Origin of the sequence: Actinospica durhamensis (assembly GCF_018139695.1) — a bacterium.
GTDB lineage: Bacteria > Actinomycetota > Actinomycetes > Streptomycetales > Catenulisporaceae > Actinospica > Actinospica durhamensis.
Genome location: NZ_JAGSOG010000015.1, coordinates 22,706 through 48,727 on the forward strand (window position 1 = coordinate 22,706; position 26,022 = coordinate 48,727).

General features: G+C 73.0%; 25 protein-coding genes. 18 read left to right on the forward strand and 7 right to left on the reverse strand.

All coding sequences use genetic code 11. The features are described from left to right. Window positions 1–97: 97 nt before the first annotated feature. Both KDL01_RS05480 and KDL01_RS05485 read left to right on the forward strand, forming a co-directional pair. On the forward strand, window positions 98–2,494 hold the full coding sequence (locus KDL01_RS05480) for an RICIN domain-containing protein (RefSeq protein ID WP_212527226.1): 2,397 nt from the start codon (window positions 98–100) through the stop codon (window positions 2,492–2,494). Between the two features lie 20 nt (window positions 2,495–2,514). After that, the gene (locus tag KDL01_RS05485) at window positions 2,515–4,497 is read left to right on the forward strand and encodes a discoidin domain-containing protein (RefSeq protein WP_212527227.1); all 1,983 of its coding nucleotides are present in this window, start codon (window positions 2,515–2,517) and stop codon (window positions 4,495–4,497) included. Between the two features lie 6 nt (window positions 4,498–4,503). Here the strand turns inward: KDL01_RS05485 and KDL01_RS05490 are convergent, their stop codons facing one another. Beyond that, window positions 4,504–6,252, reverse strand: coding sequence for an IclR family transcriptional regulator domain-containing protein (locus KDL01_RS05490; protein WP_246576000.1), 1,749 nt, complete (start codon window positions 6,250–6,252; stop codon window positions 4,504–4,506). Window positions 6,253–6,428: 176 nt separating this feature from the next. Here KDL01_RS05490 and KDL01_RS05495 point away from each other — a divergent pair, with 176 nt between their 5' ends. The 8 genes from KDL01_RS05495 to KDL01_RS05530 are packed head-to-tail and all read left to right on the forward strand — an operon-like array spanning window position 6,429 to window position 14,155. Then, complete coding sequence (locus KDL01_RS05495) at window positions 6,429–7,208, forward strand: CoA transferase subunit A (protein ID WP_212527228.1); 780 nt, start codon at window positions 6,429–6,431, stop codon at window positions 7,206–7,208. After that, complete coding sequence (locus tag KDL01_RS05500) at window positions 7,208–7,837, forward strand: CoA transferase subunit B (RefSeq protein WP_212527229.1); 630 nt, start codon at window positions 7,208–7,210, stop codon at window positions 7,835–7,837. Before KDL01_RS05495 ends, KDL01_RS05500 begins: the two co-directional genes overlap by 1 nt. A 10-nt stretch (window positions 7,838–7,847) precedes the next feature. Then, window positions 7,848–8,588, forward strand: coding sequence for a protocatechuate 3,4-dioxygenase subunit beta (gene pcaH, locus KDL01_RS05505; protein WP_212527230.1), 741 nt, complete (start codon window positions 7,848–7,850; stop codon window positions 8,586–8,588). Further along, window positions 8,585–9,154, forward strand: coding sequence for a protocatechuate 3,4-dioxygenase subunit alpha (pcaG, locus tag KDL01_RS05510; protein ID WP_307846114.1), 570 nt, complete (start codon window positions 8,585–8,587; stop codon window positions 9,152–9,154). The genes pcaH and pcaG overlap by 4 nt, the downstream gene beginning before the upstream one ends. Then, window positions 9,141–10,547 (forward strand): 3-carboxy-cis,cis-muconate cycloisomerase, encoded by a 1,407-nt coding sequence (gene pcaB, locus KDL01_RS05515; protein ID WP_212527231.1) that lies wholly within the window; start codon window positions 9,141–9,143, stop codon window positions 10,545–10,547. The genes pcaG and pcaB overlap by 14 nt, the downstream gene beginning before the upstream one ends. Continuing rightward, on the forward strand, window positions 10,540–11,760 hold the full coding sequence (gene pcaDC, locus KDL01_RS05520) for a bifunctional 3-oxoadipate enol-lactonase/4-carboxymuconolactone decarboxylase PcaDC (RefSeq protein WP_212527232.1): 1,221 nt from the start codon (window positions 10,540–10,542) through the stop codon (window positions 11,758–11,760). The genes pcaB and pcaDC overlap by 8 nt, the downstream gene beginning before the upstream one ends. Continuing rightward, complete coding sequence (locus tag KDL01_RS05525) at window positions 11,757–12,968, forward strand: 4-hydroxybenzoate 3-monooxygenase (RefSeq protein WP_212527233.1); 1,212 nt, start codon at window positions 11,757–11,759, stop codon at window positions 12,966–12,968. Before pcaDC ends, KDL01_RS05525 begins: the two co-directional genes overlap by 4 nt. A gap of 41 nt (window positions 12,969–13,009) precedes the next feature. After that, complete coding sequence (locus tag KDL01_RS05530) at window positions 13,010–14,155, forward strand: DUF2207 domain-containing protein (RefSeq protein ID WP_212527234.1); 1,146 nt, start codon at window positions 13,010–13,012, stop codon at window positions 14,153–14,155. On the opposite strand, the gene KDL01_RS05535 is transcribed toward KDL01_RS05530, so the two are convergent. Together KDL01_RS05535 and KDL01_RS05540 are read right to left on the reverse strand one after the other, a co-directional pair. Beyond that, window positions 14,139–14,591, reverse strand: coding sequence for a GNAT family N-acetyltransferase (locus KDL01_RS05535; RefSeq protein WP_212527235.1), 453 nt, complete (start codon window positions 14,589–14,591; stop codon window positions 14,139–14,141). The genes KDL01_RS05530 and KDL01_RS05535 overlap by 17 nt on opposite strands. Before the next feature lie 21 nt (window positions 14,592–14,612). Further along, window positions 14,613–15,374: an SDR family oxidoreductase gene (locus KDL01_RS05540; protein WP_212527236.1), complete on the reverse strand. Its 762-nt coding sequence runs from the start codon at window positions 15,372–15,374 to the stop codon at window positions 14,613–14,615. Window positions 15,375–15,611: 237 nt separating this feature from the next. Between KDL01_RS05540 and KDL01_RS05545 the strand changes: the two genes are divergently transcribed. Then, complete coding sequence (locus KDL01_RS05545) at window positions 15,612–16,364, forward strand: SDR family oxidoreductase (protein WP_212527237.1); 753 nt, start codon at window positions 15,612–15,614, stop codon at window positions 16,362–16,364. Here the strand turns inward: KDL01_RS05545 and KDL01_RS05550 are convergent, their stop codons facing one another. Continuing rightward, on the reverse strand, window positions 16,365–17,042 hold the full coding sequence (locus KDL01_RS05550) for a TetR/AcrR family transcriptional regulator (RefSeq protein WP_212527238.1): 678 nt from the start codon (window positions 17,040–17,042) through the stop codon (window positions 16,365–16,367). Between the two features lie 104 nt (window positions 17,043–17,146). Between KDL01_RS05550 and KDL01_RS05555 the strand changes: the two genes are divergently transcribed. The 5 genes from KDL01_RS05555 (at window position 17,147) to KDL01_RS05575 (ending at window position 21,827) form a co-directional block, all read left to right on the forward strand. After that, the gene (locus KDL01_RS05555) at window positions 17,147–18,166 is read left to right on the forward strand and encodes a phosphotransferase family protein (protein ID WP_212527239.1); all 1,020 of its coding nucleotides are present in this window, start codon (window positions 17,147–17,149) and stop codon (window positions 18,164–18,166) included. A gap of 5 nt (window positions 18,167–18,171) precedes the next feature. After that, entirely contained in the window at window positions 18,172–19,383 is a 1,212-nt protein-coding gene (locus KDL01_RS05560; protein WP_212527240.1) for an acyl-CoA dehydrogenase family protein, read from the forward strand. 60 nt (window positions 19,384–19,443) lie between these two features. Then, on the forward strand, window positions 19,444–20,847 hold the full coding sequence (locus KDL01_RS05565) for a class I adenylate-forming enzyme family protein (RefSeq protein WP_212527241.1): 1,404 nt from the start codon (window positions 19,444–19,446) through the stop codon (window positions 20,845–20,847). Between the two features lie 88 nt (window positions 20,848–20,935). Next, window positions 20,936–21,328, forward strand: a complete 393-nt coding sequence (locus tag KDL01_RS05570; RefSeq protein ID WP_212527242.1) for an ArsR/SmtB family transcription factor — start codon at window positions 20,936–20,938, stop codon at window positions 21,326–21,328. After that, window positions 21,315–21,827 (forward strand): SRPBCC family protein, encoded by a 513-nt coding sequence (locus tag KDL01_RS05575; protein ID WP_212527243.1) that lies wholly within the window; start codon window positions 21,315–21,317, stop codon window positions 21,825–21,827. Before KDL01_RS05570 ends, KDL01_RS05575 begins: the two co-directional genes overlap by 14 nt. Window positions 21,828–21,852: 25 nt before the next feature. Here KDL01_RS05575 and KDL01_RS05580 read toward each other — a convergent pair whose 3' ends face one another. Then, the gene (locus KDL01_RS05580) at window positions 21,853–22,323 is read right to left on the reverse strand and encodes a nitroreductase/quinone reductase family protein (protein WP_212527244.1); all 471 of its coding nucleotides are present in this window, start codon (window positions 22,321–22,323) and stop codon (window positions 21,853–21,855) included. 37 nt (window positions 22,324–22,360) lie between these two features. Then, complete coding sequence (locus KDL01_RS05585; protein WP_212527245.1) at window positions 22,361–23,302, reverse strand: LLM class flavin-dependent oxidoreductase; 942 nt, start codon at window positions 23,300–23,302, stop codon at window positions 22,361–22,363. Window positions 23,303–23,393: 91 nt separating this feature from the next. Here KDL01_RS05585 and KDL01_RS05590 point away from each other — a divergent pair, with 91 nt between their 5' ends. Continuing rightward, window positions 23,394–23,918, forward strand: coding sequence for a TetR/AcrR family transcriptional regulator (locus KDL01_RS05590; protein ID WP_212527246.1), 525 nt, complete (start codon window positions 23,394–23,396; stop codon window positions 23,916–23,918). A 198-nt stretch (window positions 23,919–24,116) separates the two neighbouring features. Further along, on the forward strand, window positions 24,117–25,445 hold the full coding sequence (locus KDL01_RS05595) for an MFS transporter (RefSeq protein ID WP_212527247.1): 1,329 nt from the start codon (window positions 24,117–24,119) through the stop codon (window positions 25,443–25,445). Between the two features lie 10 nt (window positions 25,446–25,455). Here the strand turns inward: KDL01_RS05595 and KDL01_RS05600 are convergent, their stop codons facing one another. Then, on the reverse strand, window positions 25,456–26,004 hold the full coding sequence (locus tag KDL01_RS05600; protein ID WP_212527248.1) for a hypothetical protein: 549 nt from the start codon (window positions 26,002–26,004) through the stop codon (window positions 25,456–25,458). Between the last annotated feature and the right edge of the window lie 18 nt (window positions 26,005–26,022).

Below are 26,022 nucleotides of genomic sequence, written 5' to 3' on the forward strand. Positions count from 1 at the left end.
CATTCGAACTCTTGACGGCAATAAGGGCACGCAATAAGTTCCCTGCCGGACGCGGCCGTACCCGCCGGCCGCGCCATGCCTCGACAAGGGAGTCACGATGCGTAGACCCGTACCACGCGTCAGGGCGGCGGCCACGGCCGTCGCGCTCGCCCTCGGCGGCTGCCTCGGCGCCGCACTGGCCGCGTCCCCCGCGCAGGCGGCCTCACCCGCCGTCTCGGTGTGGGAGACCACCACCGACCAGAGCAAGCTGCTCGCCCAGCAGACCGGCACCGCGTTCACCTCCGGCGCGAGCTCGCAGAGCCAGGTCATCACGGTCGACCCGACCAGCACCTACCAGACCATGACCGGATTCGGCGCCTCGTTCACCGACTCCTCGGCCTGGCTGGTCTACAACTCGCCGCTGCGCAACCAGATCATGACCAAGCTGTTCGACCCGAACTCGGGCATCGGGCTCGACTTCCTGCGCCAGCCGATCGGTGCCTCGGACTTCTCCCAGTCGCTCTACAGCTACGACGACCTGGCCGCCGGGCAGACCGACCCGACGCTCGCCGACTTCTCCATCGCGCACGACGACGCCTACATCATCCCGATCCTGCAGCAGGCCCTCTCGCTCAACCCGCAGACCACGGTGATGGCCACGCCGTGGAGCCCGCCGGGCTGGATGAAGAGCAGCGGCTCGATGATCGGCGGCACCCTCAACTCCGCCGACTACCAGTACTTCGCGAACTACCTGGTGAAGTTCATCCAGGCGTACCAGGCGGCGGGCGTGCCGATCTCCTTCATCACGGCGCAGAACGAGCCGGAGTACTCGCCCTCGAACTACCCCGGCTCCACCTTCACCGCGGCGCAGGAGGAGGCCTTCATCGCGAACAACCTCGGCCCCGCGCTCAAGGCGGCCGGGCTGAGCACCGGGATCCTGGCCTACGACCACAACTGGAACGACCCGAGCTTCCCCGAGACCATCCTGGGCAACTCGGCCTCGGCGCAGTACGTCAGCGGCGTCGCCTGGCACTGCTACTCCGGCGACCCGAGCGCGCAGGTCATGGTTGAGACGGCCTACCCGTCCTACGGCGCGTACGAGACCGAGTGCTCCGGCAGCCAGTCCGCGAACACCGCGAACACCTTCTCCGACACGCTCGACTGGGAGCTGACCAACCTCGTCGTCGACGGCATCAGGGACGAGGCGAAGTCGGTGGTGACCTGGAACATGGCGCTGAACCCGAGCGGCGGCCCGAGCATGAACTGCACCACCTGCACCGCGCTGGTGACGGTGAACAACTCGGCCGGCACCGCCGCGTACAACGCGGAGTATTACAGCCTCGGCCAGGTGAGCAAGTTCGTGAAGCCCGGCGCGGTCCGGATCGGCTCGAACACCTTCGGCTCCGGCAGCGTCCAGGACGTCGCCTTCCAGAACCCCGACGGCTCCACCGCGCTGGTCGTGCTCAACTCCGACACCGCCAACGCCCACACCTTCGGCGTGACGGAGAACGGCCAGTCCTTCAGCTACACCCTCCCGGCCGGCGCCGTCGCCACCTTCACCTGGCCCACCGCGCCGACCGGCACGTCCACCGGCGGCTCATCGATCAACTCCTCGGCCTGGTACGAGGTGAAGAACACGAACAGCGGTCTGTGCGTGCAGCCCTCCGGTGGGGCGACGGCGAACGGGACGGTGTTGGTGCAGGAGCCGTGCACGGGTGCTGCGGCGCAGTTGTGGCAGTTCCAGTCGAACGGTTCCGGGGCGTACCACGTGGCGAACGACGCGGCCTCGAGTGAGGTGTGGGACGTGACCGGGGGTACGAGTGCGACCTCGAACGGTACGGCGATCCAGATCTGGAGCTCCGGCGGCGCGACGAACCAGACCTGGGCTGCGAATCAGCTATCTGACGGCGACTACGAGTTCGCCGCGCAGAACAGCGGGACCGAGTGTCTGGATGTGACGAACACCTCCACGACGGCGGGTGCGCAGTTGCAGCAGTGGGCGTGCTCGTCCACCGACCCGGCGCAGTCCTTCGCCCTCGTCCAGTCCGGCACGTCCGGCGGCACTTCGATCAGCACGTCGGCCTGGTACGAGGTGAAGAACACGAACAGCGGCCAGTGCGTGCAGCCCTCGGGCGCGGCGACGGCCAGCGGGACGGTGTTGGTGCAGGAGCCGTGCACGGGTGCTGCGGCGCAGTTGTGGCAGTTCCAGTCGAACGGTTCCGGGGCGTACCACGTGGCGAACGACGCGGCCTCGAGTGAGGTGTGGGACGTGACCGGGGGCACGAGTGCGACCTCGAACGGTACGGCGATCCAGATCTGGAGCTCGACCGGCTCCACCAACCAGACCTGGGCCGCGAACGCGCTCTCCAGCGGGAACTACGAGTTCGCCGCGCAGAACAGCGGGACGGAGTGTCTGGACGTGACGAACACCTCGACCACGGCGGGCGCGCAGCTGCAGCAGTGGGCGTGCTCGTCCACCGACCCCGCCCAGACCTTCTCCCTCGTCCAGAGCTGATCCGGAAGGACAACCGCAGTATGCGTATATCCCGGAACCGCCCCCTGCGCCTCGGCGTCGGGTTCCTGATAGCGGCCGCCTCGGCCGCCACCGGGGCCCTGGCCGACACGGGCACCGCCGCGGCCTCCGCGTCGAGCGCCACGCCCGCCGCGCACGTGTGGGTCACCACCGCGGACGGCACGGACAAGCTCAGCGACCTCGGCACGGTGGACTTCACGACCGCGCCGACGAGTGTGCAGACCGTCGTGGTCGACCCGACCCAGACCTTCCAGACGATGACCGGATTCGGCGCGTCCATCACCGACGCCTCGGCCTCCGTGCTCTACACCCTGCCCGCGGCCCAGCGGGCGCAGGTCATGGCCTCGCTCTTCTCGCCCTACGGCGGGGACGGCCTCGACTACCTGCGCCAGCCGATCGGCGGCACCGACATGGTCTCCACCGCCACTGGCCCCTACACCTACGACGACCTGCCGGCCGGTCAGACCGACTACGCGTTGGCGCATTTCAGCGTCGCGCACGACGAGGCGCAGATCCTGCCGCTGCTGCGCGAGGCCGAGCGCCTCAACCCGAACCTGCAGATCATGGCGTCGCCGTGGAGCCCGCCCGCGTGGATGAAGGACAGCGACTCGCTGCTGAGCGGGCGGCTGATCGCCAGCCCGCAGATCTACCACGCCTACGCGCTCTACCTGCTCGAGTTCCTCGAGGCCTACCGCGCCCAGGGCGTGAACGTGGACGCGATCACCATCCAGAACGAGCCGCAGAACCGGCACTCCGACACCTACCCGGGCACCGACATGCCGTCCTGGCAGGAGGCCGCCGTCATCGAGGACCTCGGTCCGATGCTCAAGGCCGCGCATCTGCACACGGAGATCTTCGGCTACGACCACAACTGGACCGAGGCCTCCGGCGACGTCTCCGGCACGCCCGCGGACGAGACGGGCGACATCGACGACTACCCGCAGCAGCTGCTCGACACCCCGGCCGCGCAGTGGATCTCCGGTATCGCGTTCCACTGCTACTCCGGCGACCCGAGCGCGATGACCGCGTTCCACCAGCAGTACCCGAAGCTCAAGATCGAGGAGACCGAGTGCTCGGGCAGTGAGTCCGCCGACCCGGCCGACACGTTCTCCGACACGCTCAAGTGGCACGCGCGCAACCTCGAGATCGGCTCGACCCGCAACTGGTCGAGCACCGTCGTGAACTGGGACCTGGCGCTGAATCAGGACAACGGCCCGCACGTCGGGGGCTGCGCCACCTGTACCGGCGTCGTCACGGTCGGCCCCGGCGACACGGTGACCGACAACGCCGAGTACTACGCGCTCGGCCAGCTCTCCCGCTTCGTCCAGCCGGGCGCGGTGCGCATCGGCAGCACCTCGTTCGGCACGACGGGCTGGAACGGCGACATCATGGACGTCGCCTTCCGCAACCCGGACGGCCAAACCGTGCTGGTGGCGCACAACGAGAACGACGATCCGCAGACCTTCGCCGTGCAGGAAGGCGCCTGGCGCCTGACCTACACCCTGCCCGGGGACTCGCTGGCCACGTTCGTCTGGAACGCGGACCTCGCCGGAGCGCACCCGCTGCGCCAGGTCGACCCGACCGGTTGGAGCGCCACCGCGAACCCGCCGGCCCCGACGAACTCCTGCTGCACCGGTGACGTCGCCGCCGACGCCGTGGACGCCGACGCGAGCACCCGCTACTCCACCGGCGAGGGCCAGGCCCCCGGCCAGTACCTGCAGGTCGACTTCGGCAAGCCGGTCCGCGCCCGCCAGGTCGTCTTCGACACCGGAGCGTCCACCGGCGACTATCCGCGCGGCTACGCGGTGCAGACCAGCACCGACGGCACGAACTGGACCACCGCCGTCGCCGCCGGCGTCGGCACCGGCCAGTTCACCACGGTGAATCTGGACGGCGCCCCGGTGCGCTACGTCCGCATCACGCTCACCGCCACCGACGCGAACGACTGGTGGAGCGTGGCCGACGTGCGCGCCTACGTGGGCTGATAGCCCCTAGCCCGCCATACTCGCGGCCGCGTCCGAGACCAGCGCCAGATCGGTGCTGATCCTGGACGCGGCCGCGAGCAGGATGGGCAGCACGACGGCGCGGGCCTGGGCCGCACTGGTGCGGGCGGCGTGCATGGAGACGTTCACGGCGGCGACGGCGCGGCCGGAGGGGTCGCGGACCGGGACGGCGATCGAGCGCAGGCCCTCCTCGAGCTCCTGGTCCACCAGCGCGCAGCCCTCGTCCGCGGCGGCGTCGAGTACGCGGGCGAGCGCGGCGCGGTCGGTCACCGTGTGCGGTGTCAGGGCGATGAGTTCGGTCTGCTCCAGCCGCCGGAGGCGCTCCGGGCCCGGCAGGTCGGCCAGCAGCACCCGGCCCATGGAGGTCGCGTACGCCGGGAACCTGGTGCCGACCATGATGTCCACGCTCATGATCCGGCCCGCCGCGGCGCGCGCGACGTAGCGGATGTCCGCGCCGTCGAGCACCGCCATCGAGGCCGACTCGTGCACTGCCGCGACGACCTCGGCCAGATGCGGCTGGGCCAGTTCGCCCAGGGACAGCTGGGAGAGCCGGGCGTATCCGAGCTCGAGCACACGCGGCAGTACCTTGAAGCGGTGGCCGTCGGTGGCCACGTACCCCTGCCTGGCCGAGGTCAGCAGCGCCCGCCGGGCGGTGGCCCGGGGCAGGCCGGTGGCCGCGGCGGCCTCGGACAGGGTCATCCCGGCCGGGCCGCCCCCGCCCAGCGCCGAGAGCACACTGATGCCACGGGCCAGGGACTGGAGATAGCCGGGGCCGTGCTGCTCCTTCGCCGCGGCGGTCGGATCCAGGTTCGGCTCGTGCGGCTCCGGCTCCGTGGGCGTCGGCGCGCCGTTCGCCGCGTGCCCCGGCCGCGCGGCCAGGGCCTCGGTCATCCGCGCGGCGCACGCGCGCATCGCCGGGAGTACGGTCTCGGCCAGCGAACGCACCGTCTGCCGGCTGGTGTGGCTGACCACGCTCAGCGCGCACACCTGCGCGCCCGCCGGGTCGTACACCGGCACCGCGGCCGCGATCAGGCCCTGCTCGATCAGCTGGTCGTCCTCGGCCCAGCCGTCCCGCGCGGCCCGCTCGATCCGGGCGCGGAAGGCGGCCTCCACCTGGGCCGGTTCCGGCGGGCGCGGTTCGGTGGCGCGGCCGGAACGGGGCAGCGCCGCGAACGCGTCGCAGGACGGGTCGGCGGCCAGCCGGGCGTGCCAGGCCTCGAAGTCGGCCGCGTCCCAGTCCGCGGCGAACAGGGCGCCAGGGGCGCAGCGCTCGGCCGGCAGCGCGTCCCCGGCCCGGAACGCGACCGACAGGGCCCTGCGACGCTTGATCTGCACGATGAAGCGCACCGCGTCCCGGTCGGCCACGGCCAGCGAGACCGACTCGTCGAGGCGGGCGGCGAGCTCGCGGGCGAGCGGGCCGAGCGTCCCGGGCAGCGCGCTGCCGCGCAGGTAGGCGCCGCCGAGGCGGGCCGCGGCCGGGGCGAGCACCAGGTCCCGGCCGTCGCCCTCGGCCCGCAGCGCGCCGAGTTCGACCAGGGTGGTGGCCACCCGGTCCACGGTGGAGCGGGCCAGGCCGGTGCCCCGGGTCAGCTCGCTCGCGCGCAGCCGGCCGCCGGGGGCGTTGGCCAGCGCGCGCAGCACCGCGAAGCCGCGCTCGAGCGGGCCGACGCTCTCGTCGGGATGCGGCAGTGGCGCGGCGGTCCCGGCCCTGCCGGCCGCCGCGCCGCGCACTGTCATCTCCGTCACGCCCACCCTCGCCTCCGTCCGTTTCCTCGCACTCTATGTGCCCACCCGCTCCTCGCGCCGCGCCCTCGCCCGGCCCACAGCCGTTGACAAGCGCGGTCCCGCGAAGCAGACTCGGCCTTCAGGCTAGTGAATTTTAGTTCATCAGACGAACGAGCTCGAGGAACGACATGGACAAGACGGTGGCCACCGCCGCCGCGGCCGTAGCGGACATCGGAGACGGTGCCTCGCTCGCGGTCGGCGGCTTCGGGCTCAGCGGCGTACCCGATGTGCTCATCGAGGCACTGTTCGACCAGGGTGCGCGCGAACTGAGCGTGGTGTCGAACAACTGCGGCGTGGACGGCGGAGGCCTCGGCATCCTGCTCGCGGCCGGCCGGATCACCCGCGTCACCGGCAGCTACGTGGGGGAGAACAAGGAGTTCGCCCGCCGCTACCTGTCCGGTGAGCTCGAGCTCGAGCTCACCCCCCAGGGCACCTTGGCCGAGCGGCTGCGGGCCGGCGGCGCCGGCATCCCGGCCTTCTTCACCCCGGCGGGCGTCGGCACCCAGGTGGCCGAAGGCGGGCTGCCCTGGCGCTACGCCGCCGACGGCTCGGTGGCGGTGGCCTCCCCGGCCAAGGAGGTGCGCGAGTTCGACGGCGTGGAGTACGTGCTCGAACGCGGCATCCGCACCGACTTCGCCCTGGTGCGCGCGTGGAAGGGGGACCGGCACGGCAACCTCGTCTTCCGCCGCGCCTCGCGCAACTTCAACCCGCTGGCCGCGATGGCCGGGCGGGTCGCGATCGCGGAGGTCGAGCAGCTGGTGGAGCCCGGCGAGATCGAGCCGGACGCGGTCCACCTGCCCGGCGTGTTCGTCAAGCGCGTGCTCGCGCTGACCCCGGAACAGGCCGCGGCCAAGGGAATCGAGAAGCGCACCGTCACCGTGCGCGAGGCCGGAGAGGCAGGCGCCTGATGCCCTGGAACCGCGAGCAGATGGCCGCCCGCGCGGCCGCCGAGCTGACCGACGGCTCGTACGTCAACCTCGGTATCGGCCTGCCCACCCTGATCCCCAACCAGCTCCCGCCCGGCGTGGACCTGGTGCTCCAGTCCGAGAACGGCATCCTCGGCGTCGGGCCGTACCCGTACCCCGAGGACCTCGACGCGGACCTGATCAACGCCGGCAAGGAGACCGTCACGGTGCTGCCGGGGGCGAGCTTCTTCGACTCCTCGCTGTCTTTCGGCATGATCCGCGGTGGCCATGTGGACGCCGCCGTGCTCGGCGCGATGCAGGTCTCGGCCGCCGGCGACCTGGCCAACTGGGCCGTGCCGGGCAAGATGATCAAGGGCATGGGCGGCGCGATGGACCTGGTCCACGGCGCCCGCCGGGTGATCGTGGTGATGGAGCACCGGGCCAAGGACGGCAGCTCCAAGATCGTGCCGGAGTGCACCCTGCCGCTGACCGGGCGCCGCTGCGTGCACCGGATCATCACCGACCTCGGCGTGCTCGACGTGACCGCGGACGGGCTGCGCCTGGTGGAGACCGCGCCCGGGGTTAGCCCGGCCGAGCTGCGCGCCGCCACGGCCGCGCCGATCCTGGACTAAGGAGGAGACGATGACGTCCCAGCAGGAGATCGACGAGGAGATCCTCGAGTACGCCGGAGTGCGCGTTCCCGGCGGCCACCCCTCGCGCGACTACCCGCCCTACCGCAGCAGCGGCCTGCGCCACCCGCGCCAGGCCCTGACCGTGGTCACCGACCCGGAAGCGGTCGAGCTCTACACCCCGGTGTTCGGCGCCGGCGATGTCACCGCGCTCGACGCGGACCTCACCCGGCAGCACAGCGGCGAGCCGCTCGGCGAGCGGATCACCGTCACCGGCCGGGTCACCGACCGCGCCGGACGTCCGGTGCGCGGGCAGCTGGTGGAGATCTGGCAGGCCAACGCGGCCGGCCGGTACGTGCACCGGCAGGAGCAGCACCCGGCCCCGCTCGACCCCAACTTCACCGGCGCCGGCCGGGCCCTGACCGACGCGGAGGGCAACTACTCCTTCACCACGATCAAGCCCGGGCCCTACCCGTGGGGCAACCACGTCAACGCCTGGCGCCCTGCGCACATCCACTTCTCCGTCTTCGGCACCGCGTTCACCCAGCGCCTGGTCACCCAGATGTACTTCCCGGGCGACCCGCTCTTCGCCTTCGACCCGATCTTCCAGTCGGTGACCGACCCGGCCGCGCAGCAGCGGCTGATCGCGGCCTACGACCACGGCCTCTCGGTCTCGAACTTCTCCCTCGGCTTCCGGTTCGACATCGTGCTCGACGGCCCGAGCGCCACTTACTTCGAGGAGGACCACCAGTGAGCCAGAATCTGGAGCCCACTCCCTCGCAGACGGTCGGTCCGTTCTTCGGCTACGGCCTGCCGTTCCCCGGCGGCTCCGACGTCGCTCCGGCCGGACACCCGGACGCGGTGAGCGTGCACGGCTTCGTCTACGACGGCGAGGGCAACCCGATCCCGGACGCGATCCTGGACTTCTGGCAGGCCGCGCCGGACGGCTCGCGGGCCGGTTCGCCCGGGTCGCTGCGGGTGGACACCTCCAACGGCAGGCTGCTCGGCCGGGACGGGGTGCGCTTCACCGGCTTCGGCCGGGTCGGCACCGACGGGGACGGGCACTGGGCGCTGCGCACCTTCGCCCCCGCGCCGGACGCCCCGTACCTCGCGGTCTGCGTCTTCGCCCGAGGCCTGCTGCACCACCTGTTCACCCGGATCTACTTCCCCGGCGCACCCGAGGACGCCCTGCTGGCAGGGCTCAGCCCCGAACGGCGCGCCACCCTGCTGGCCCGGCCCGAGTCCGACCGCGTCTTGCGCTTCGACGTGCGCCTGCAGGGCGGGGAGGCCGAAGAGACGGTGTTCCTTGACTTCGGCTGAGCCCGCCGGGCCGCTCGAGGTCGGCCTGCTCGCCCCGGGACGTCCGGGCGGGCGGGTCGAGGCCGAGACCGGCGACGGCGCGTATCTCAAGGCCCTGCTCGACGCCGAGGCCGCGCTCACCCGGGCCCAGGCCGGGCTCGGCCTGGTGCCGCCGGCCGCGGCCGCCGCGGTGGACGCCGCCGCGCGGGCGCCGCGCTTCGACGCGCGGGCCCTGGCCCTGGCGTCGGGCGGCGGCAACCCGGTGATCCCGCTGGTGGGCGAGCTGCGGCGGGCGGTGGGCGCCGAGCACGCCGGGTCCGTGCACCGCGGCGCCACCAGCCAGGACATCATGGACACCGCGACCATGCTGGTGGCAACGCGGGTCAGGACCCTGATCCTGGCCGAGCTCGACCGGGTCGCCGCGGCGCTGGCCGAGCTGGCCGCCGCGCACCGGGCCACCCCGATGGCCGGACGCACGCTGACCCAGCAGGCCGTCCCCACCACCTTCGGCCTCAAGGCCGCGGGCTGGCGCTCGCTGGTGCTCGACGCCCGCGACCGTCTCAGTGCCCTGAACCTGCCGGCCCAGCTCGGCGGCGCGGCCGGCACGCTCGCCGCGTTCACCGCCTCGGCCGGCGGCCCGGACACCGTGTTCGCCCTCGTCGACCGCTTCGCCGCCGAGACCGGACTCGACGCCCCGGCGCTGCCCTGGCACGTGCTGCGCACCCCGATCGCCGAACTCGGCGCGGCCCTCGCGCTCACCGCCGGGGCGCTCGGCAAGTTCGCCGCCGACGTGCTGGTGCTCGGCCGGACCGAGCTGGCCGAGGTGCGCCAGACCGACGGCGCGGGCGGCTCCTCGGCCATGCCGCACAAGGCGAACCCGGTCGACGCCGCGCTCATCGCGGCGGCGGCCCGGCAGCTGCCCGCGCTGGCGAGCGTGCTCTACGGCTCGATGGTCGCCGAGGACGAACGCCCGGCCGGCGCCTGGCACGCCGAGTGGCTGCCGCTGCGCGAGGCCCTGCGGCTGACCGGCACCGCGGCCGCGCTCGCCGCGCACCTGGCCGAGACGCTGCGGCCGCGCCCGGAGCGCATGTCCGCCAACCTGGAGCTCACCCGGGGCCTGATCGTCTCGGAGCGGCTGGTCGAGGTGCTCGAGGAACTGCTCGGCGCCCAGGCCGCCCGCTCCGTGCTCACCGCCGCGGCCCGCGCCGCCGAGCAGGGCGGGACCACGCTCGCCGAGGCGCTCGGACAGCTTCCTGAGATCAGCGGGCTGATCGATGCCGGGACGCTCACCCCCGAGCGGCTCGGCGAACTGACCGATCCGGCCGCATACCTCGGCGTGGCCGCCGAGCTCACCGACCGCGCGCTGACCCGCGCGGCGGCCGGCGCCGTGCAGAAAGACGAAGGCGATGTCTGATTCCACCGCGGCTCCCCGCACCGTGCACCACGTCCTGGACGGCCCCGACGTGCCGCCCCCGGCCGCCGCGCCCGAGCCGGTCCCGGTCGTGCTCGGCCCCTCCATCGGCACCACCACCGCGCTGTGGGCGCAGGTCGCGCCGGTGCTCGCGCGCACCCGCCGGGTGGTGCGCTGGGACCTGCCCGGACACGGCGGGAGCGCCGCGGACCTGATCCCCGCGGCCGAGCCTGGCGCCACCGGCATCGCCGACCTCGGCCGCCTGGTGCTGGACCTGGCCGACCGGCTCGGGTTCGACCGGTTCGCCTATGCGGGCGACTCGCTCGGCGGCGCGGTCGGCACCTGGCTCGCCGCGCACCACCCCGAGCGGGTGCACGCCCTCGCGGTGCTGTGCTCCTCCGCGCACTTCGGCGACCCGGCGAACTGGTACGCGCGGGCCGAGAAGGTGCGCTCCGGCCGCGAGGCCGCGATGGCCGAACTCACCGACAGCGCCCTGAACCGCTGGTTCCCGGCCGGCGCCGAGATCCGCGACTCGGCCGTCGCCCGGGACCTCGTTGCCACGCACGCCACCGTGGATCCGACCGCCTACGCAGGCTGCTGTGACGTAATCGCAGGCCTCGATCTCACCGCGAACCTGGCCGAGATCACCGCCCCCACGCTGGTGATCGCCGGCCGGCTCGACCCGGCCACCCCGCCCGTGCACGCCCGGGAGCTGGCCGACGGCATCGTCGGCAGTTCGCTGCTCGAGCTCGCGGGCGTCGGCCACCTCGCCCCGGCCGAGGCGCCCGAGCGCGTCGCGGCCGCGCTGCTCGAGCACTTCGAGTCCGCGCCGGGCGACGACGCGCGCCGCCACGCCGCGGGCATGAGCGTGCGCCGGGCCGTGCTCGGCGACGCGCACGTGGACCGGGCCGTGGCGAACACGACCGCGTTCACCGCGCCCTTCCAGGACCTGATCACGCGCTACGCCTGGGGCGAGATCTGGACCCGCCCGGGTCTCGACCGGCGCACCCGCAGCTGCATCACCCTGACCGCGCTCGTCGCGCACGGCCACCTGGACGAACTCGCCATGCACGTGCGGGCCGCGCGCAACAACGGCCTGACCCCGGACGAGATCGGCGAGGTCCTGCTGCAGAGCGCCGTCTACTGCGGCGTACCCGCCGCGAACTCCGCCTTCGCCGTCGCCCGGCGGGTGTTGGAAGCCGAAGAGGAACGATGAACGAGCGCACCGTGAGCCAGAACCCCGTCATACCCGAGAGCACCACCGTCGGCATCGTCGGCGGCGGACCGGCCGGCCTGCTGCTGGCCCGGCTGCTGCACCAGGCCGGCGTCGAGTGCGTCGTCCTGGAGTCGCGCGAGCGCGCCTACGTGGAGCAGCGCCAGCGCGCGGGCGTGCTCGAACAGTCCACCGTGGACGTGCTGCGCGCCAGCGGCGCGGGCGAACGCCTCGAACGCGAGGGCATCGTGCACGACGGGATCGAGCTCAGCTGGGACCGGCGCCGCCACCGCATCGACTTCCCCGGGCTGACCGGGGGCAAGCAGGTCTGGATCTACGCGCAGACCGAGGTCGTCAAGGACCTGATCGAACTCCAGCTCGCCGACGGCGCCCCGCTTCTGTTCGAGGCGCAGGTCACCGAGGTCACCGGCGCGGACACCGACCGCCCGGTCGTCCACTACACCCACGCGGGCGCCGAGCGCACCCTGCGCTGCGACTACGTCGTGGGCTGCGACGGCTTCCACGGCGTGGTGCGCGACGCGATCCCGGACGGCGAGCTCACCACCTACGAGCGCGTCTATCCGTACTCGTGGTTCGGCATCCTGGCCGACGTGCCGCCGTCGAACGACGAGCTCGTCTACGCCCACTCGCCGCGCGGCTTCGCACTGCTGAGCATGCGCTCGCACACCGTCAGCCGGCTCTACCTCCAGGTCCCCAACGGCACCGACCCCCAGGCCTGGAGCGACGAGGAGATCTGGGACGAGCTCGACGCGCGCTTCGCGGTCGACGGGGACTGGAAGCTCGCGCGCGGCCCGATCACCCAGCGCGCCGTGCTGCCGCTGCGCAGCAGCGTCACCGAACCGCTGCGCTGGGGCCGGATCTTCCTCGCCGGAGACGCCGGCCACATCGTGCCGCCGACCGGCGCCAAGGGCCTGAACCTCGCCGCCGCCGACGTCACGGTGCTCGCCCGCGCCTTCGGGCAACTGCACCGCACCGGCTCGAGCGACGGCCTCGACGCCTACTCGCGCCAGTGCCTGAGCCGGGTCTGGCGGGCGGAGCAGTTCTCTTACTTCATGACCACGACGCTGCACGTCGCGCCGGACCAGAACCCCTTCGACACCCGGCTGCAGATCTCCCAGCTCGACCGGATCGCCGCGTCCCCGCACGCGGCCGCCGAACTCGCGCTGAACTACGTGGGAACAGCGCTCTAGTACGCGACGCACACGCCCGGCAGGCTCTACCGTGGAGAGTCATGGTGGGTCCGCAGGACGTTTCGCCCGGCCCGGAGGGGATCCCGGCCGGGCTGGCGACATACATGTCAGGCCACGTAGACCGCCGGCGGCTCGCGTTCGAGCGCACGCTGGTGTCCCTGGCCGAGCGCGGGTGGCTGGAGATCACGCCGGGAGACGCGGCGAGCTCGACCGCGCGGCTGCTGCCGGCTCCGGGCACCGACCGGCTGCCGCGCTCGGAAGTGCTGGTGCTTGACCGGGTCCGGGCGTGCAGCCGCGCCATGCCGACGGTGCCGCTCGCGGTCCTGCTCGACTTCGGCGAGGACCGGCACAACTGGATGCGCGGCTTCGCCAAGGCGCTCAGCGCCGAGGCGGTCGCCGCCGGGCTGACCCGCCGCCGCATACGCAAGGTGCTGCGATACCCGCTGGCCCTGCTGCCCGCGGTCGCGGCCGGGGTGCTCGGCGCCGCGGCCGACACGGCGAACCGCGCGGGCGGGGCGATGGGCGCCGGGCTGCTCACCTTCCTGTTTGCGCTCCTGGTCACGGCCGTCCTGACCGCGGCGCTCCCCACGCCCTACGGCCGGGAGGTCGCCGCCTGGGCCCGAACCGAGGCGGCCGAGCCGCAGGCGCTGCCGCCGAGCGCGCCGCAGGCCCTGCTGGAGAAGGACGGCACGCCGCTTCCGGCCGGGCAGGCCTGGTCCTCGTTCACCGGACGCTGGCGGGTGGTGACCGTCGGGCCCTTCACCCGTCCCGCGCGCGGCCGGCCGCGCCGGCTGCTCGGCTCGTTCTTCAGCACCCTGATCATCACCGTCCCGTGCACGGCGGTGGGCCTGCTGGGGCTGCACGGTGTGCGCGGCGACCTGGTCGCCCTCGCTCCGGCCACGCTCTTCGTCCTCGGCACGCTGTTCTGGCTGCCGGCGTATCTCAGCCGCCGGCCTTATGCGCGGCGCGTGGTCTACCGCGGCCAGCTCGTCAAGAAGTGGACACAGCCAGACGACCAGTCCGAGGATCAGAGCCTGCATTGCTGCAGCGTGGACGGCGGGGGCGAGGAGGCCGCGAGCTACATCGTGCCGCGCGACCTGTACAAGAAGCTCGGGGTCGGCGACCTCGTCGAAGTCAGATACAGCCCGCGCTGGCAGGTGCTGCGCGGGATCAGGCGCCTGGGGTGAGCCGGATGAGGCCGGCGTCGGCCGCGGTGAACCCGCAGGACTCGAGGTAGAACGCGCGCAGGTGCGGTTCGAAGTCCACGTGCAGCCACTCGCACCCGGCGTCCCTGGCGTGCTGGGTGGCCAGCGCGACCAGCCGCGCGCCGACGCCGCGGTGCTGCTCGTCCGCGCTGACCACGGTGTCCAGGATGAAGGCGTGCCCCGCCCCGTCCCAGGCCACGTTGACGAAGCCGATCAGCCGCGCGTCGCGGTACGCGCAGACCCAGCCGAGGCTGTGCCGACTCACCTGCGCGAACCAGTCGTAGGCCACCGGCCGGTGGCCGAAGCCCTCGCCGTGCAGGGCCTCCACGTCGGCGCTGTCGAACTCGCCGCGCCAGGCGTAGGTCACCGTCGTGCTCGTCGCCGCTCTCGAGCCGCCTGTTCCCGCCATCTCTTTCATGAGAACGACATGGTAGTCAGGTCAGTCCAGTAGACGCTGCGCCCGGCGCATTCCGGCCAGCCAGCGGTCGGTGTCGGCGGCCCGGCCGGCGTAGTACGCGGCCACCTCGGGATGCGGCAGGATCAGGAAGGATTCGCCGTCCAGGCCCGCCATCACCGCGTCGGCCACCGCCTCGGGGGTGATCGCGGTCTCGGCCAGCAGCAGTTCCCCGGCCTTGCCCGAGGCCTCGAGCATCGCGGTGCGCACTCCCTGCGGGCACAGCGCCTGCACGACCACGCCGCGGTCGGCGTAGGTGGCCGAGAGCCACTCGGCGAACGCCAGCGCCCCGTGCTTGGTCGCCGAGTAGGCCGGCGCGCCGAGCATGGTCAGCAGCCCGGCCGCCGAGACCGTGGCCAGGAAGCGGCCGCTGCCGCGCTCGAGCCAGGCCGGCAGCAGTTCCCGGGCGGCCCGCACGTGAGCCAGGACATTGACCTGCCAGGCCAGGTCCCAGCCGGCCTCGTCGTCCAGGCTCGACGCGCCGCCGACGCCCGCGTTGGCGCAGTACAGGTCGATCTCGCCGAGGTGGGCCCGCGCGGCGGCGACCAGGTGCGCGACGCCCTCGGCCGACGCGGCGTCGCCGGGCACGGCCAGGGCGCCGATCGACTCCGCCACCCGGGTGACGCCGGGCCCGTCCAGGTCGGCCACCACCACCCGCGCCCCGGCCGCGGCGAACCGGCGCGCCAGCGCCTCGCCGATGCCGGCCGCGGCCCCGGTGACCACAACCCCCGCGCCGTCCAGCTCCATCGGTCCTCCCGGTCTCGCCCGCGTGTCGCGGTGCCGCGGTCGCCGCGTTCGCGCGCCGCGTGTCCTGGTCTCGCCCCGGGCCGCTCCCGAGGTAAGCGTTCGCTTAGCATCACCGTCGGCCGCAGCCCTGTCAAGCCAGGTCGGTCGTTGACAGGCCTGGTCGGGCGAGGCATCCTAAGCAAACGCTTAGTTCCGCGTGGCGCTCACGCGGCGGCCATCGAGTGAACGGGAGCAAGGGTGCGCGACCTGCAGGGGAAGACGGCGTTGATCACCGGGGCCAGCCGCGGCATCGGGCTCGGCATCGCGCAGCGGCTGGTGGCCGAGGGCGCCCGGGTGTGCCTGACCGCGCGCAAGCCGGAGGCGCTGGAGGCGGCCGTGGCCTCGCTCGGCGGGCCCGAGCACGCCATCGCCGTGCCCGGCAAGGCGGACGACCCGGCGCACCAGGAGGAGGCCGTCGCCGCCGCGATCGCCGCGTTCGGCTCGCTCGAGATCCTGGTCAACAACGCCGGCATCAACCCGGCCTACGGTCCGATGCTCGAGCTCGACCCGGCCGCGTTCCGCAAGGTCTTCGACGTCAACGTGATCGGCACCCTCGGCTGGGTCCGCGCCGCGCACCGGGCCTCCTTCGGCGAGCACGGCGGCAGCGTGGTCAACGTGGCCTCGGTGGCCGGCCTCGGCCCGGCCGCCGGCATCGGCGCCTACGCCGCCAGCAAGGCCGCGCTGATCCAGCTCACCGCGCAGCTCGCGGACGAACTCAGCCCCCTGGTCCGGGTCAACGCGGTCGCGCCGGCCGTGGTCAAGACCTCCTTCGCCGCCGCGCTCTACGAGGGCCGGGAGGAGAAGGTGGCGGCCGGCTACGCGCTCGGCCGGCTCGGCGTACCCGAGGACGTCGCCGGCGCCGTCGCCTTCCTGGCCTCGGCCGACGCGGGCTGGATCACCGGGCAGACCCTGGTGGTCGACGGCGGCCTGCTGCTCAAGGCGGGGGTCTGATCAGTGCCCCGGGGCGTCCGCCGCGCGGGTCCCGTGCGGCGCGGCCATCCGCAGCGCGAGGTCGGCGTAGAGCCGGCCGAGCTGCTCCGGGGTCTGCCGGCTGTTGGCCGGGAACCAGCGGGCCACGTCGGTGACCATGGACAGCAGCGCCAGCGCGGTCCCGTCCACGTCCGGCACGTCGAACTCGCCCGACTTCACCCCGTCGGCCAAGATGCCCCGCACCACCGCGGTGATCTGCCGCCGCAGGGCATTGACCTCGATGAAGTGCTCCGGGGACAGGCAGGGCAGGTCGTACTCGATCACCCGCGCGGTGGTGTGGTGGCGCGCCTCGAACGCGGTCTGCGCCGCGACCACCGCGCGCAGCCGCTCGGCCGCGGACGCGGCAGGACCGGACGCCGCCTCGGCCTCGAGGGCGCTGCGCAGCGTCTGCTGATGGCCCACCAGGGTGATCCGGTAGAAGAGCTCTTCCTTGGACGCGAAGTGCACGTACACGCCCGCCGGGCTCAGCCCGGCCCGGTCGGCGATGTCGCGGGTGGAGGTGCCGTGGTAGCCGCGGGCGGCGAACGCCTCCACCGCCGCTATCATCAGCCGCCGCGCCGCGGGGGCCGCGGCCCGGTCCCACGCCTCGACGAGTCCCTGCTCCTGCGCCGGGTCGAGTCCTGCGTCGGATTGGGGCATCGGCGTCCTCCTGCGGTGCGCGGCGTCCTCGGCGATGCGGCCGAGGGGATCCAGTGTAAGCAATCGCTTAGCTCCGGTACCCCGGAAGCTCGGAAGGACGCGCCATGACCGACGAACCAGCCGCCGACGGCTCCCCGCCCGGGCTCGACCTGCGCGCCCTCTCGGCCCACCTCGGCCACGGGCCGCTCACCGCCGAGCTCATCGCGGGCGGCCGGTCCAACCTGACCTACCTGGTCCGCGGGCAGGGCGGATCCTGGATCGTACGCCGCCCGCCGCTCGGCCACGTGCTGGCCACCGCGCACGACATGGCCCGAGAGTACCGCGTGCTGAGCGCGCTGGCCGACACCTCGGTGCCGGTGCCGCGCCCGGACCTGCTGTGCCAGGACCCGTCCGTACTCGGCGCGCCCTTCTACGTCATGCGCTACGTCGAGGGCGAGGTCTACCGCTCGGCCGCCTCCGCCGCCGCGCTGGGCCTGGACCGGCTGACCACCCTGGCCGGGGAGCTCGGCCGGGTGCTAGCCCGGCTGCACACCACCGACCCGGCGCAGGTGGGGCTGGCCGACTTCGGCCACCCCGAGGGCTACCTGGAGCGGCAGCTGCGCCGGTGGAGCAAGCAGCTCGACGCCTCGCGCAGCCGCGAGCTGCCCGGGATCGACGAACTGCGCGACCGGCTCGCCGCCGCGCTCCCGCCCACCCCGCGGGCCGCGATCGTGCACGGGGACTACCGGCTGGACAACGTGATCTTCGGCCCGGACGACCGGATCGCCGCCGTGGTCGACTGGGAGATGGCCACCCTCGGCGATCCGCTCACCGACATCGGCGCGCTGCTGCTGTACTGGGAGCTGCTGGTCACCGGCCAGGGCCTGTTCGGGAAGGTCCCGCCCGGCGCCGAGTTCCCGGCCACCTCGGCGCTGCTCGAGCCCTACCTCGCCGAGGGCGGCGCCGGGCTCGAGCACCTGCCCTGGTACCTGGCCTTCGCCACCTTCAAGCTCGCGGTCATCGCCGAGGGCATCCACTACCGCTTCCAGGCCGGCCAGACCGTCGGCGCGGGCTTCGAACGGCTCGGCGCCGCCGTGCCGGTGCTCGTCGCCCGCGGGCACGCGATCCTCACGGAAGGACACTGACACCGATGGACTTCGCCTTCGACGCCACCACCGAGAAGCTGCGCGGCGAGCTGCTGGCGTTCATGGACTCGCACGTCTACCCGGCCGAGCGGCGGGTGGCCGAGGCCGACGCCGCGACCGCCGCGTCGGCTGACGACCCGTTCGCCACCTCGGCCCTGATGCGCGAGCTCAAGGCCGCCGCCCGCGAGCGCGGCCTGTGGAACTTCTTCCGCGAACTGCCGAACCTCTCCTACGCCCCGCTGGCCGAGATCACCGGCCGCAGTCCGCGGCTGGCCCCCGAGGCGGTCAACTGCTCCGCGCCCGACACCGGCAACATGGAGGTGCTCGCCCAGTTCGGCACCCCGGAGCAGAAGGAGCAGTGGCTGCGGCCCCTGCTGGACGGCGAGATCCGCAGCGCGTTCTGCATGACCGAGCCCGACGTGGCCTCCTCCGACGCGACCAACATCGAGACCAGGATCCGGCGCGAGGGCGGGGACTACGTGCTGGACGGGCGCAAGTGGTACGCCTCCGGCGCGATGAACCCGAACGCCCGCATCCTGATCGTCATGGGCAAGACCGACCCGGACGCCCCGCGCCACCGTCAGCAGTCGATGATCCTGGTGCCGCGGGAGACCCCCGGGGTGGAGATCGTCCGGCCTATGCACGTGTTCGGATACCGGGACGAGTGGCACGGCGGCCACGCCGAGGTGCGCTTCCACGGCGCCCGGGTGCCGGCCGCGAACCTGATCGCGGGGGAGGGCGAGGGCTTCGCCATCTCCCAGGCCAGGCTCGGGCCCGGCCGCATCCACCACTGCATGCGGCTGATCGGCATGGCCGAACGCGGCCTTGAGCTGATGTGCGACCGGGTCGCGCACCGGGTCGCCTTCGGCCGCCCGCTGGCCGAGCAGGGCGTGATCCGGGAGTGGATCGCCGAGTCGCGGGTGCGGATCGAGCAGGCCAGGCTGCTGGTGCTCAAGACCGCCTGGCTGATGGACACCGTCGGCAACAAGGGCGCGCACACCGAGATCCAGGCGATCAAGATCGCGGTACCCTCGATGACGGAATGGGTGCTGGACAAGGCGATCCAGGCGCACGGCGGCGGCGGGGTGAGTCAGGACTTCCCGCTGGCCGAGCTGTGGGCCGGCGCGCGCACCCTACGGCTGGCCGACGGCCCGGACGAGGTGCACCGCCGTTCGCTGGCCAAGGCCGAACTGCGCCGCCGGGCCGCTGAGGGCTGACCGGAACACCGGGACACCGACCCGCCGGAACGGACGAGAGACCGAGACAAGGGAGCCGACATGGCCTTCAACCTGGCCACCACCCTGCACGAGTCCGCGCTGGCCACGCCGGAAAAGTTCGTCTGCCGCACCGCCACCCGGGACATCCCCTACCGTGAGCTGGACGAGCAGAGCGGGCGCTTCGCCGCGAAGCTGATCGACGCCGGGCTCACCCGCGGCGACCGGGTCGCGGTGCAGCTGCCGAACGTGCCCGAGTTCCTGGTGGCCTACTACGGGATCCTCAAAGCGGGCCTCGTCATGGTCCCGGTCAACCCGCTGCTCACGGCCTCCGAGACGGAGTATCTGGTCGCGCATTCGGGCGCCCTGCGGCACTTCGCCGATCCGGTGGAGGTGGCGGCCCTGTGCGACGCGGCGGACCGGGTGGCCGACGTGGCGGCGACCGAGCCGCAGGACACCGCCGTGATCATCTACACCAGCGGCACCACCGGCAAGCCCAAGGGCGCCGAACTCAGCCACTTCCAGCTCTACATGAGCTGCACGATCCCCCCGGAGGTCTTCGGGGCCGTGCCCGAGGACGTCACCCTGGTGGTGCTGCCGCTGTTCCACATATACGGGCTCTCCTGCGCGGTCAACAGCGTCGTGCGGCACGGCTCCACGATGAGCCTGGTGCGCAGGTTCGACGTCGAGGCCGTACTCGACGCGATGGAGCAGCACGGCGTCACCATCACGCTCGGGGTGCCCACCATGTACCACGCGCTGCTCACCGCCGACCTCGGCGAGCGTCGCCTCGAGCGGTTCCGAGTGGCCTCCTGCGGCGGCGCGCCCATGCCTAGAGCCCTGATCGAAGGCTTCGAAGCGCGTTTCGGGGTGGACGTGCTGGAGGGCTTCGGCATGTCGGAGACCGGCGCGGCCGGGTTCCTCAACCGGCCGGACGCGCGCCGGGTCGGCTCCATCGGCAAGCCGCTGTGGGGCGTGCAGGCGAAGATCGAGGGCGCCGAGGGCACCGGGCCCGAGCACGCCGGCGAGCTGCTGATCAAGGGCCACGTGGTGATGACCGGCTACCACGAGGACCCGTCGGCCACCGCCGAGGCCCTGGCCGACGGCTGGCTGCACACCGGCGACGTGGCCTACGCGGACGAGGACGGCTTCTACTTCATCGTCGACCGGATCAAGGACCTGGTGATCCGGGGCGGGTTCAACGTCTACCCGCGCGAGGTCGAGGAGGTGCTCTACCGCCACCCCGGCGTGCTCGAGGCCGCGGTGATCGGGCGGCCCGACGAGCGGCTCGGCGAGGAGATCGTGGCCGTGCTGGTGCCGCGGCCGGGTGCGGAGCTGGAGGCCGAGGAGGTCATCGCGTTCTGCCGGGCCTCGCTGGCCGGGTACAAGTGCCCGCGCGAGATCCGGCTGGTCGAGCGGCTGCCGCGCAACGCCTCCGGCAAGGTGCTCAAGCGCGACCTGCGCTGATACCGCGTTCGCCGCCGCCCGCGCGCTCGGTGCGGGCGGTGCGCGGCGCGCCGCTTGACGTATGCCGATATAGGCATACGATGGGGTCATGGCGAGAGCGGCGACCACCACCGACGCGTTCAACGCCGTCGCCGAACCCCGGCGGCGGGAGATCCTCGACGCCCTCGCGGGTGGGGAACGCAGCGTGACCGACCTGGTCGAGCACCTCGGCGTGGCCCAACCCGTCGTGTCCAAGCACCTGCGGGTGCTGCGCGAGGTCGGGCTGGTCGGGGTGCGCGACGAGGGCCGGGCGCGGATATACCGGCTCGAGGCCGGTCCGCTGCGGGCCGTGTACGACTGGGTCAAGGGGTACGAGCGGCTCTGGTCCGAGCGCTTCGACCTGCTCGACACGGTCCTCGAGGACCTGCGCGCCGAGCGCGGGCCCGGACAGCAACCCGAGTCACCCGAGTCATCCCAGGAGGACGACCATGACCAGCCATGACCTGACGACGAACCCCGGTGGCGCCCGGCGCGCCGTCGTGACCACCCCGAGCGACACCCAGATCCTGATCACCCGCGAGTTCGACGCGCCCCGGCACCTGCTCTACCGGGCCTACACCGAACCCGAGCTGATCAGGCGCTGGTGGCACGCCAACCGCGGCACGATCGAGTCCATCGAGGTGGACCTGCGCGTCGGCGGCGCCTGGCGCTACGCGATGACCGCGGCCGGCGGCTTCGCGTTCTCCTTCCACGGCGAGTACCGCGAGATCGTGCCGGACGAGCGGCTGGTGTCCACGGAGATCTACTCCGGCGCCCCGCAGGCCGAGTCGCTGAGCGCGGCCACCTTCACCGAGAAGGACGGGCGCACCGTGCTGGAGATCCTGGTGACGCACCGGACCAAGGAGTTCCGGGACGCGCACCTGGCCTCCGGCATGGAGGACGGCCTGCAGGACGCGCTCGACCTGCTCGAGGGCGTGGCCCAGGACGAGCCAGAGGCCTGAGGCAGGTGCGTACCAGGCCCCTGGTTCAGGGCTGTACGGGATCGAGCACGAGGATCGGGATGCGCCGCCGCGTCCGGCCCTCGAACCCGCCGAACAGCTGCGTCTCGGTGCGCGCGCGTTCGACCAGCGTCTCCCGCTCCGCACCCGCGGCCTCGCGCGCGGTGACCTCCACCGTGCGGCCGCCGACCTCGATCACCGTCTCCGGGTGCGCCACCAGGTTGTGGTACCAGCCCGGATTCCGGTCGCGGCCGCCGTTCGCGGCCAGCAGCACGAAGGCCTCGCCCGCGGTCAGGTAGGCCAGCGGGGTGACGTAGCGGGTGCCGGACCTGGCGCCGACGTGATGGACCAGCAGCAGCGGAATCTCGGCGTAGAAGCCGCCGACGGCGCCGTCGGCCGCCCGGAAATCGTCGATCACCGCCTGGTTGTGCACCTGGCGCCGGGCGGTCTCGCTCAGGGCTTCGACGGCGGCGGCTTCTTCGGGTTCTTCCTCGGGCACGGTCAAGCTCCCCTCGGTCCGGCCCGGCCCGGCCGGATCAGACCGGAGCCAGTGCCCTGATGATCTCCTCCGCGCGGTCGGCCGCGCCGGCCGGATCGGCCGCCGGATCGCCGATGTGCGGATCCCAGTTCAGATCATAGAAGAGTTCGGTCACACCCTGCGTGCCCAGCCAGGCGGTGTCCTCGCGGATCCGCTCGGCCGAGCCGGACAGCAGCAGCCGCTCGCCCGCCCCGTCCGTCGCGCCCGCACCGGACGGGTCGAAGCGCACCACGCCGCGGCAGACGAAGCGCAGCGCCGCCGGGTCGCGCCCGGCCTGCTCGGCGGCTTCGCGTACGAGCCCGATCTGCCCGGCGATCCCGGCCAGCCGGGTGGCGCTGGCGCTCACCCACCCGTCCGCGAGCCGCCCGACCCGCCGCAGCGCCACCGGCGTGATCCCGCCGAGCAGCACCGGCGGCCCGGGGCGCTGCACCGGCTTCGGGTCCATCCGGGATTCCGGCAGCGTGTAGAACTCGCCGTCGTACCGGGCCGGGACCTCGTCCGACCAGAGCGTGCGCAGCACCTCCAGGTACTCCGCCGTACGCGCCCCGCGCCGCGCCGTGGACGCGCCCGACGCGGTGAACTCCAGCGGCGACCAGCCGATGCCGAGCCCGAGGTCGAACCGCCCGCCGGAAAGCACGTCGAGCGTGGACGCCTGCTTGGCCAGGTAGGTGGGGGAGAGGAACGGCAGGTTCACCACCGCCACCCCGAGCCGCACCCGGCTGGTGCGCGCCGCCGCGAACCCGAGCGCCACCAGCGGGTCGAGAACGCTGCGGTAGACCGGGTCGCCGACCCGTTCGCCGCCCTGGTCGGCGGGCATGAGCAGGCGGCTGAAGGTCCACAGCGCGTGGTAGCCGAGCTCCTCGGCCAGACCGGAGACGTGCGACAGCGACTCCGGCCCGGCCCACGCGCCGGACACGGGCGCGCCGATACCGGTCTTCATGGGTCGCATCTTAGGGCGGTGGGCACGGTGGCAGGCGCAGGCGCGGGATATCCGGTGGCGGACTGTACCGTCCAGCCGGTACAGTAGAAGCATGGTCCGCGATCGCCTGCTCGACTCCGCCGAGGCCGTGCTCGGCGAGCGCGGCACCCAGGGGCTGACCCTGGCCGCCGTGGCGCAGCGCGCGGGAGTGAGCAAGGGCGGCCTGCTCTATCACTACGCCAGCAAGGACGCCCTGATCACGGCCATGATCGAACGCCTGATCGCGGGCTTCGACGAGCTGGTCGAGTCCTTCCGGCTCGAGCGTCCCGGGTGGTACACCCGCGCGTACATCGAGGCCACCTTCGCCGTGCTTGCGGGCCAGGACGCGGAACTGGCGCGACGCCGCTGGGCCGCGCTCTCGGCCTCGGCCACCGACCCGGCGCTGCGCGTTCCGCTCACCGCGGCGCAGCGGCGCTGGATGACCCAGGGCCTCGACGAGGAGCCCGATCCCGAGCTCGCGCAGCTCGCCCGGCTCGCCGCCGACGGCGTCTGGGAGGCGGCCGAACTCGACCAGGCTCTGCTCGGGCCCGAGCGGCTCGAGGCACTGCGACGACGCCTGCTGGCGCTCGTCTCCTAGCGTCTCCTCGCTCTCGACTCCCGGCTCTCGTCTCCACGGACCCGGTTTTCCCAGGGTCCTGACCTCGGCCTCCGTCTCGCTCGGGCCGCGTCCGCCGTGCGCGGCCGCCGCCTTCGTCTCCCCCGCAATCGACTTCTCCGGCAATCCACTGCTGTACTTCCGCGGCGCCCGGCGCCGCACCCAAGGAGCTTGGTAACCGTGTCTCCCGAACGCCGACTCTCCCGAGCCAGCTTCGGCGCCCGCGCCACCTTCGCGCTGGCCGGCGCGCTGTGCGCGGTCTGGACCGTGCGCATGCCCGCGCTGCAGAGCAAACTCGGCCTGTCCGACGCACAGCTGGGCCTTGAGGTCCTGGGCTGGGGCGTGGGCGCGCTGATCACGATGCTGCTGGCCGGCCGGATCCTCGGCCGCCACGGCAGCCGCCGGGTGCTGCGCGCGGCGCTGCCCGCGACCGCGGTGAGCCTCGCGCTGGTCGGGCTGGCCCCGAACTACGCGCTGCTCATCGCCGCCGGGCTCGTCTTCGGTCTCTGCTTCGGCCTGGTCGACGTGGCGATGAACACCCAGGCGTCCACGGTCGAGCGGCGTTACGGACGTCCGCTGATGGGCCGGATGCACGCGGGCTGGTCGCTCGGCGCCGTCGCCGGCGGTCTGCTCGGCGCGGTCACGGCCTGGATCGGACTCGGCTTCACCGCCGCGCTGTGCGTGGTGGCGGTGCTGCTGCTGCCCGCGGTGCTGGCCGTCGGGCCGACGTATCTCGGCGCCGATCCGTCCACTGGTCCGTCCGCTGATCCGCCTACTGATTCACACGGCGCGTCCGACGCAGCCGACCCGGCCGGCTCGGCCCGGCACCAGGCCGCGCGCCGCGCCGCGCCGAAGCCTCGCCTGCCCATGCTCGTCTTCCTCTTCGGCGCGCTGGTGTTCTGCAGCTACCTGGCCGAGGGCGCCGTGGCCGACTGGAGCGGCGTCTACCTGCACGACACGCTGGGCGCGACCGAGGTCGTGGCGGCGCTCGGCTACCCGATGTTCGAGGCCTGCATGTTCGTCGGGCGGATGCGGGCCGACCGGCTCACCCTGCGCTTCGGCGCGCGAAGGCTGATCATCACCGCCGGACTGGCCTCCGCCGCCGCGTTCGCCCTGGTCGCCGCAGCCCCGGTGCCGATGGTCGGGCTGGTCGGCTTCGCGGCCGTGGGCCTGGCGGTCTGCACGGTGACGCCGCTGGTCATGTCCCTCGCGGGCGCGGCCGGAGGTGCGCAGACCGAGCGCGCCATCGCCGCGGCGAGCACGATGGGCTACAGCGGCCTGCTGCTCGGCCCGGTGGCGATCGGCTTCGTCAGCACCGCCTCGTCCATGCACCTCGGCTACGCGCTGACCGCGGGCGTGGTCTGCCTGGCCATCGCGCTCGGCGGCCGCTTCGTCCCGCGCGGCCAGCACATCCGTCCGGTCGAGCCGGCCGCGCAGCCCGCCGCGACCGCAGCCCCGCCGACCCGCCGCGCGCACGAGCCGTGCCTGGCGCGCGGGTCCTCGGCGTGACCCGTACGCCTCAGAAGATCTGGAACGCCACCGGCTTGCCCTGATCGTCGAGCGGTTGCGGGACGTCGAGCACGCTGCCCACCGAAGCCGGTGGCACGTACGAGTCGACCCACACCCAGTACCGACCGGTCGGCAGACCCTTACCGCTGGGGAAGGGCTGGGTGGTGAGGGTCAGTTGAGTCGCCACCTTGATATGGGTGGCGTCAGAGGGCAGCGGTCCGAAGACGAGCGAGACGGTGAAATCGTCTTTCCCGTCCGTTCCGCCTTCGGCACCCATGTAGTACGTGGCGGCCGGGTACGTGTCGGTGTAGTCGCACTGCCCGCCCGTCACCGCGTTCGGGGGCGGTGTGATGTCGCCGCCGTCGGGGCCGGCCGGGGTGCCCGTCCACATGCACAGGCTGCCCTTCTGCTCCCAGGCCCACAGGTACCAGGCCACCCCGAGCGTGGTTCCGCTCCGCAGAAGCACCGGAGTGGTCTCGCCATCGCCGCAGCCGGATATCAGGCCGCTGCCCAACACGGCTGCGGCGGCCATGGCCACGGCGCGCAAGCGCATGCTCAATCTGCCCTCACTTCTCTT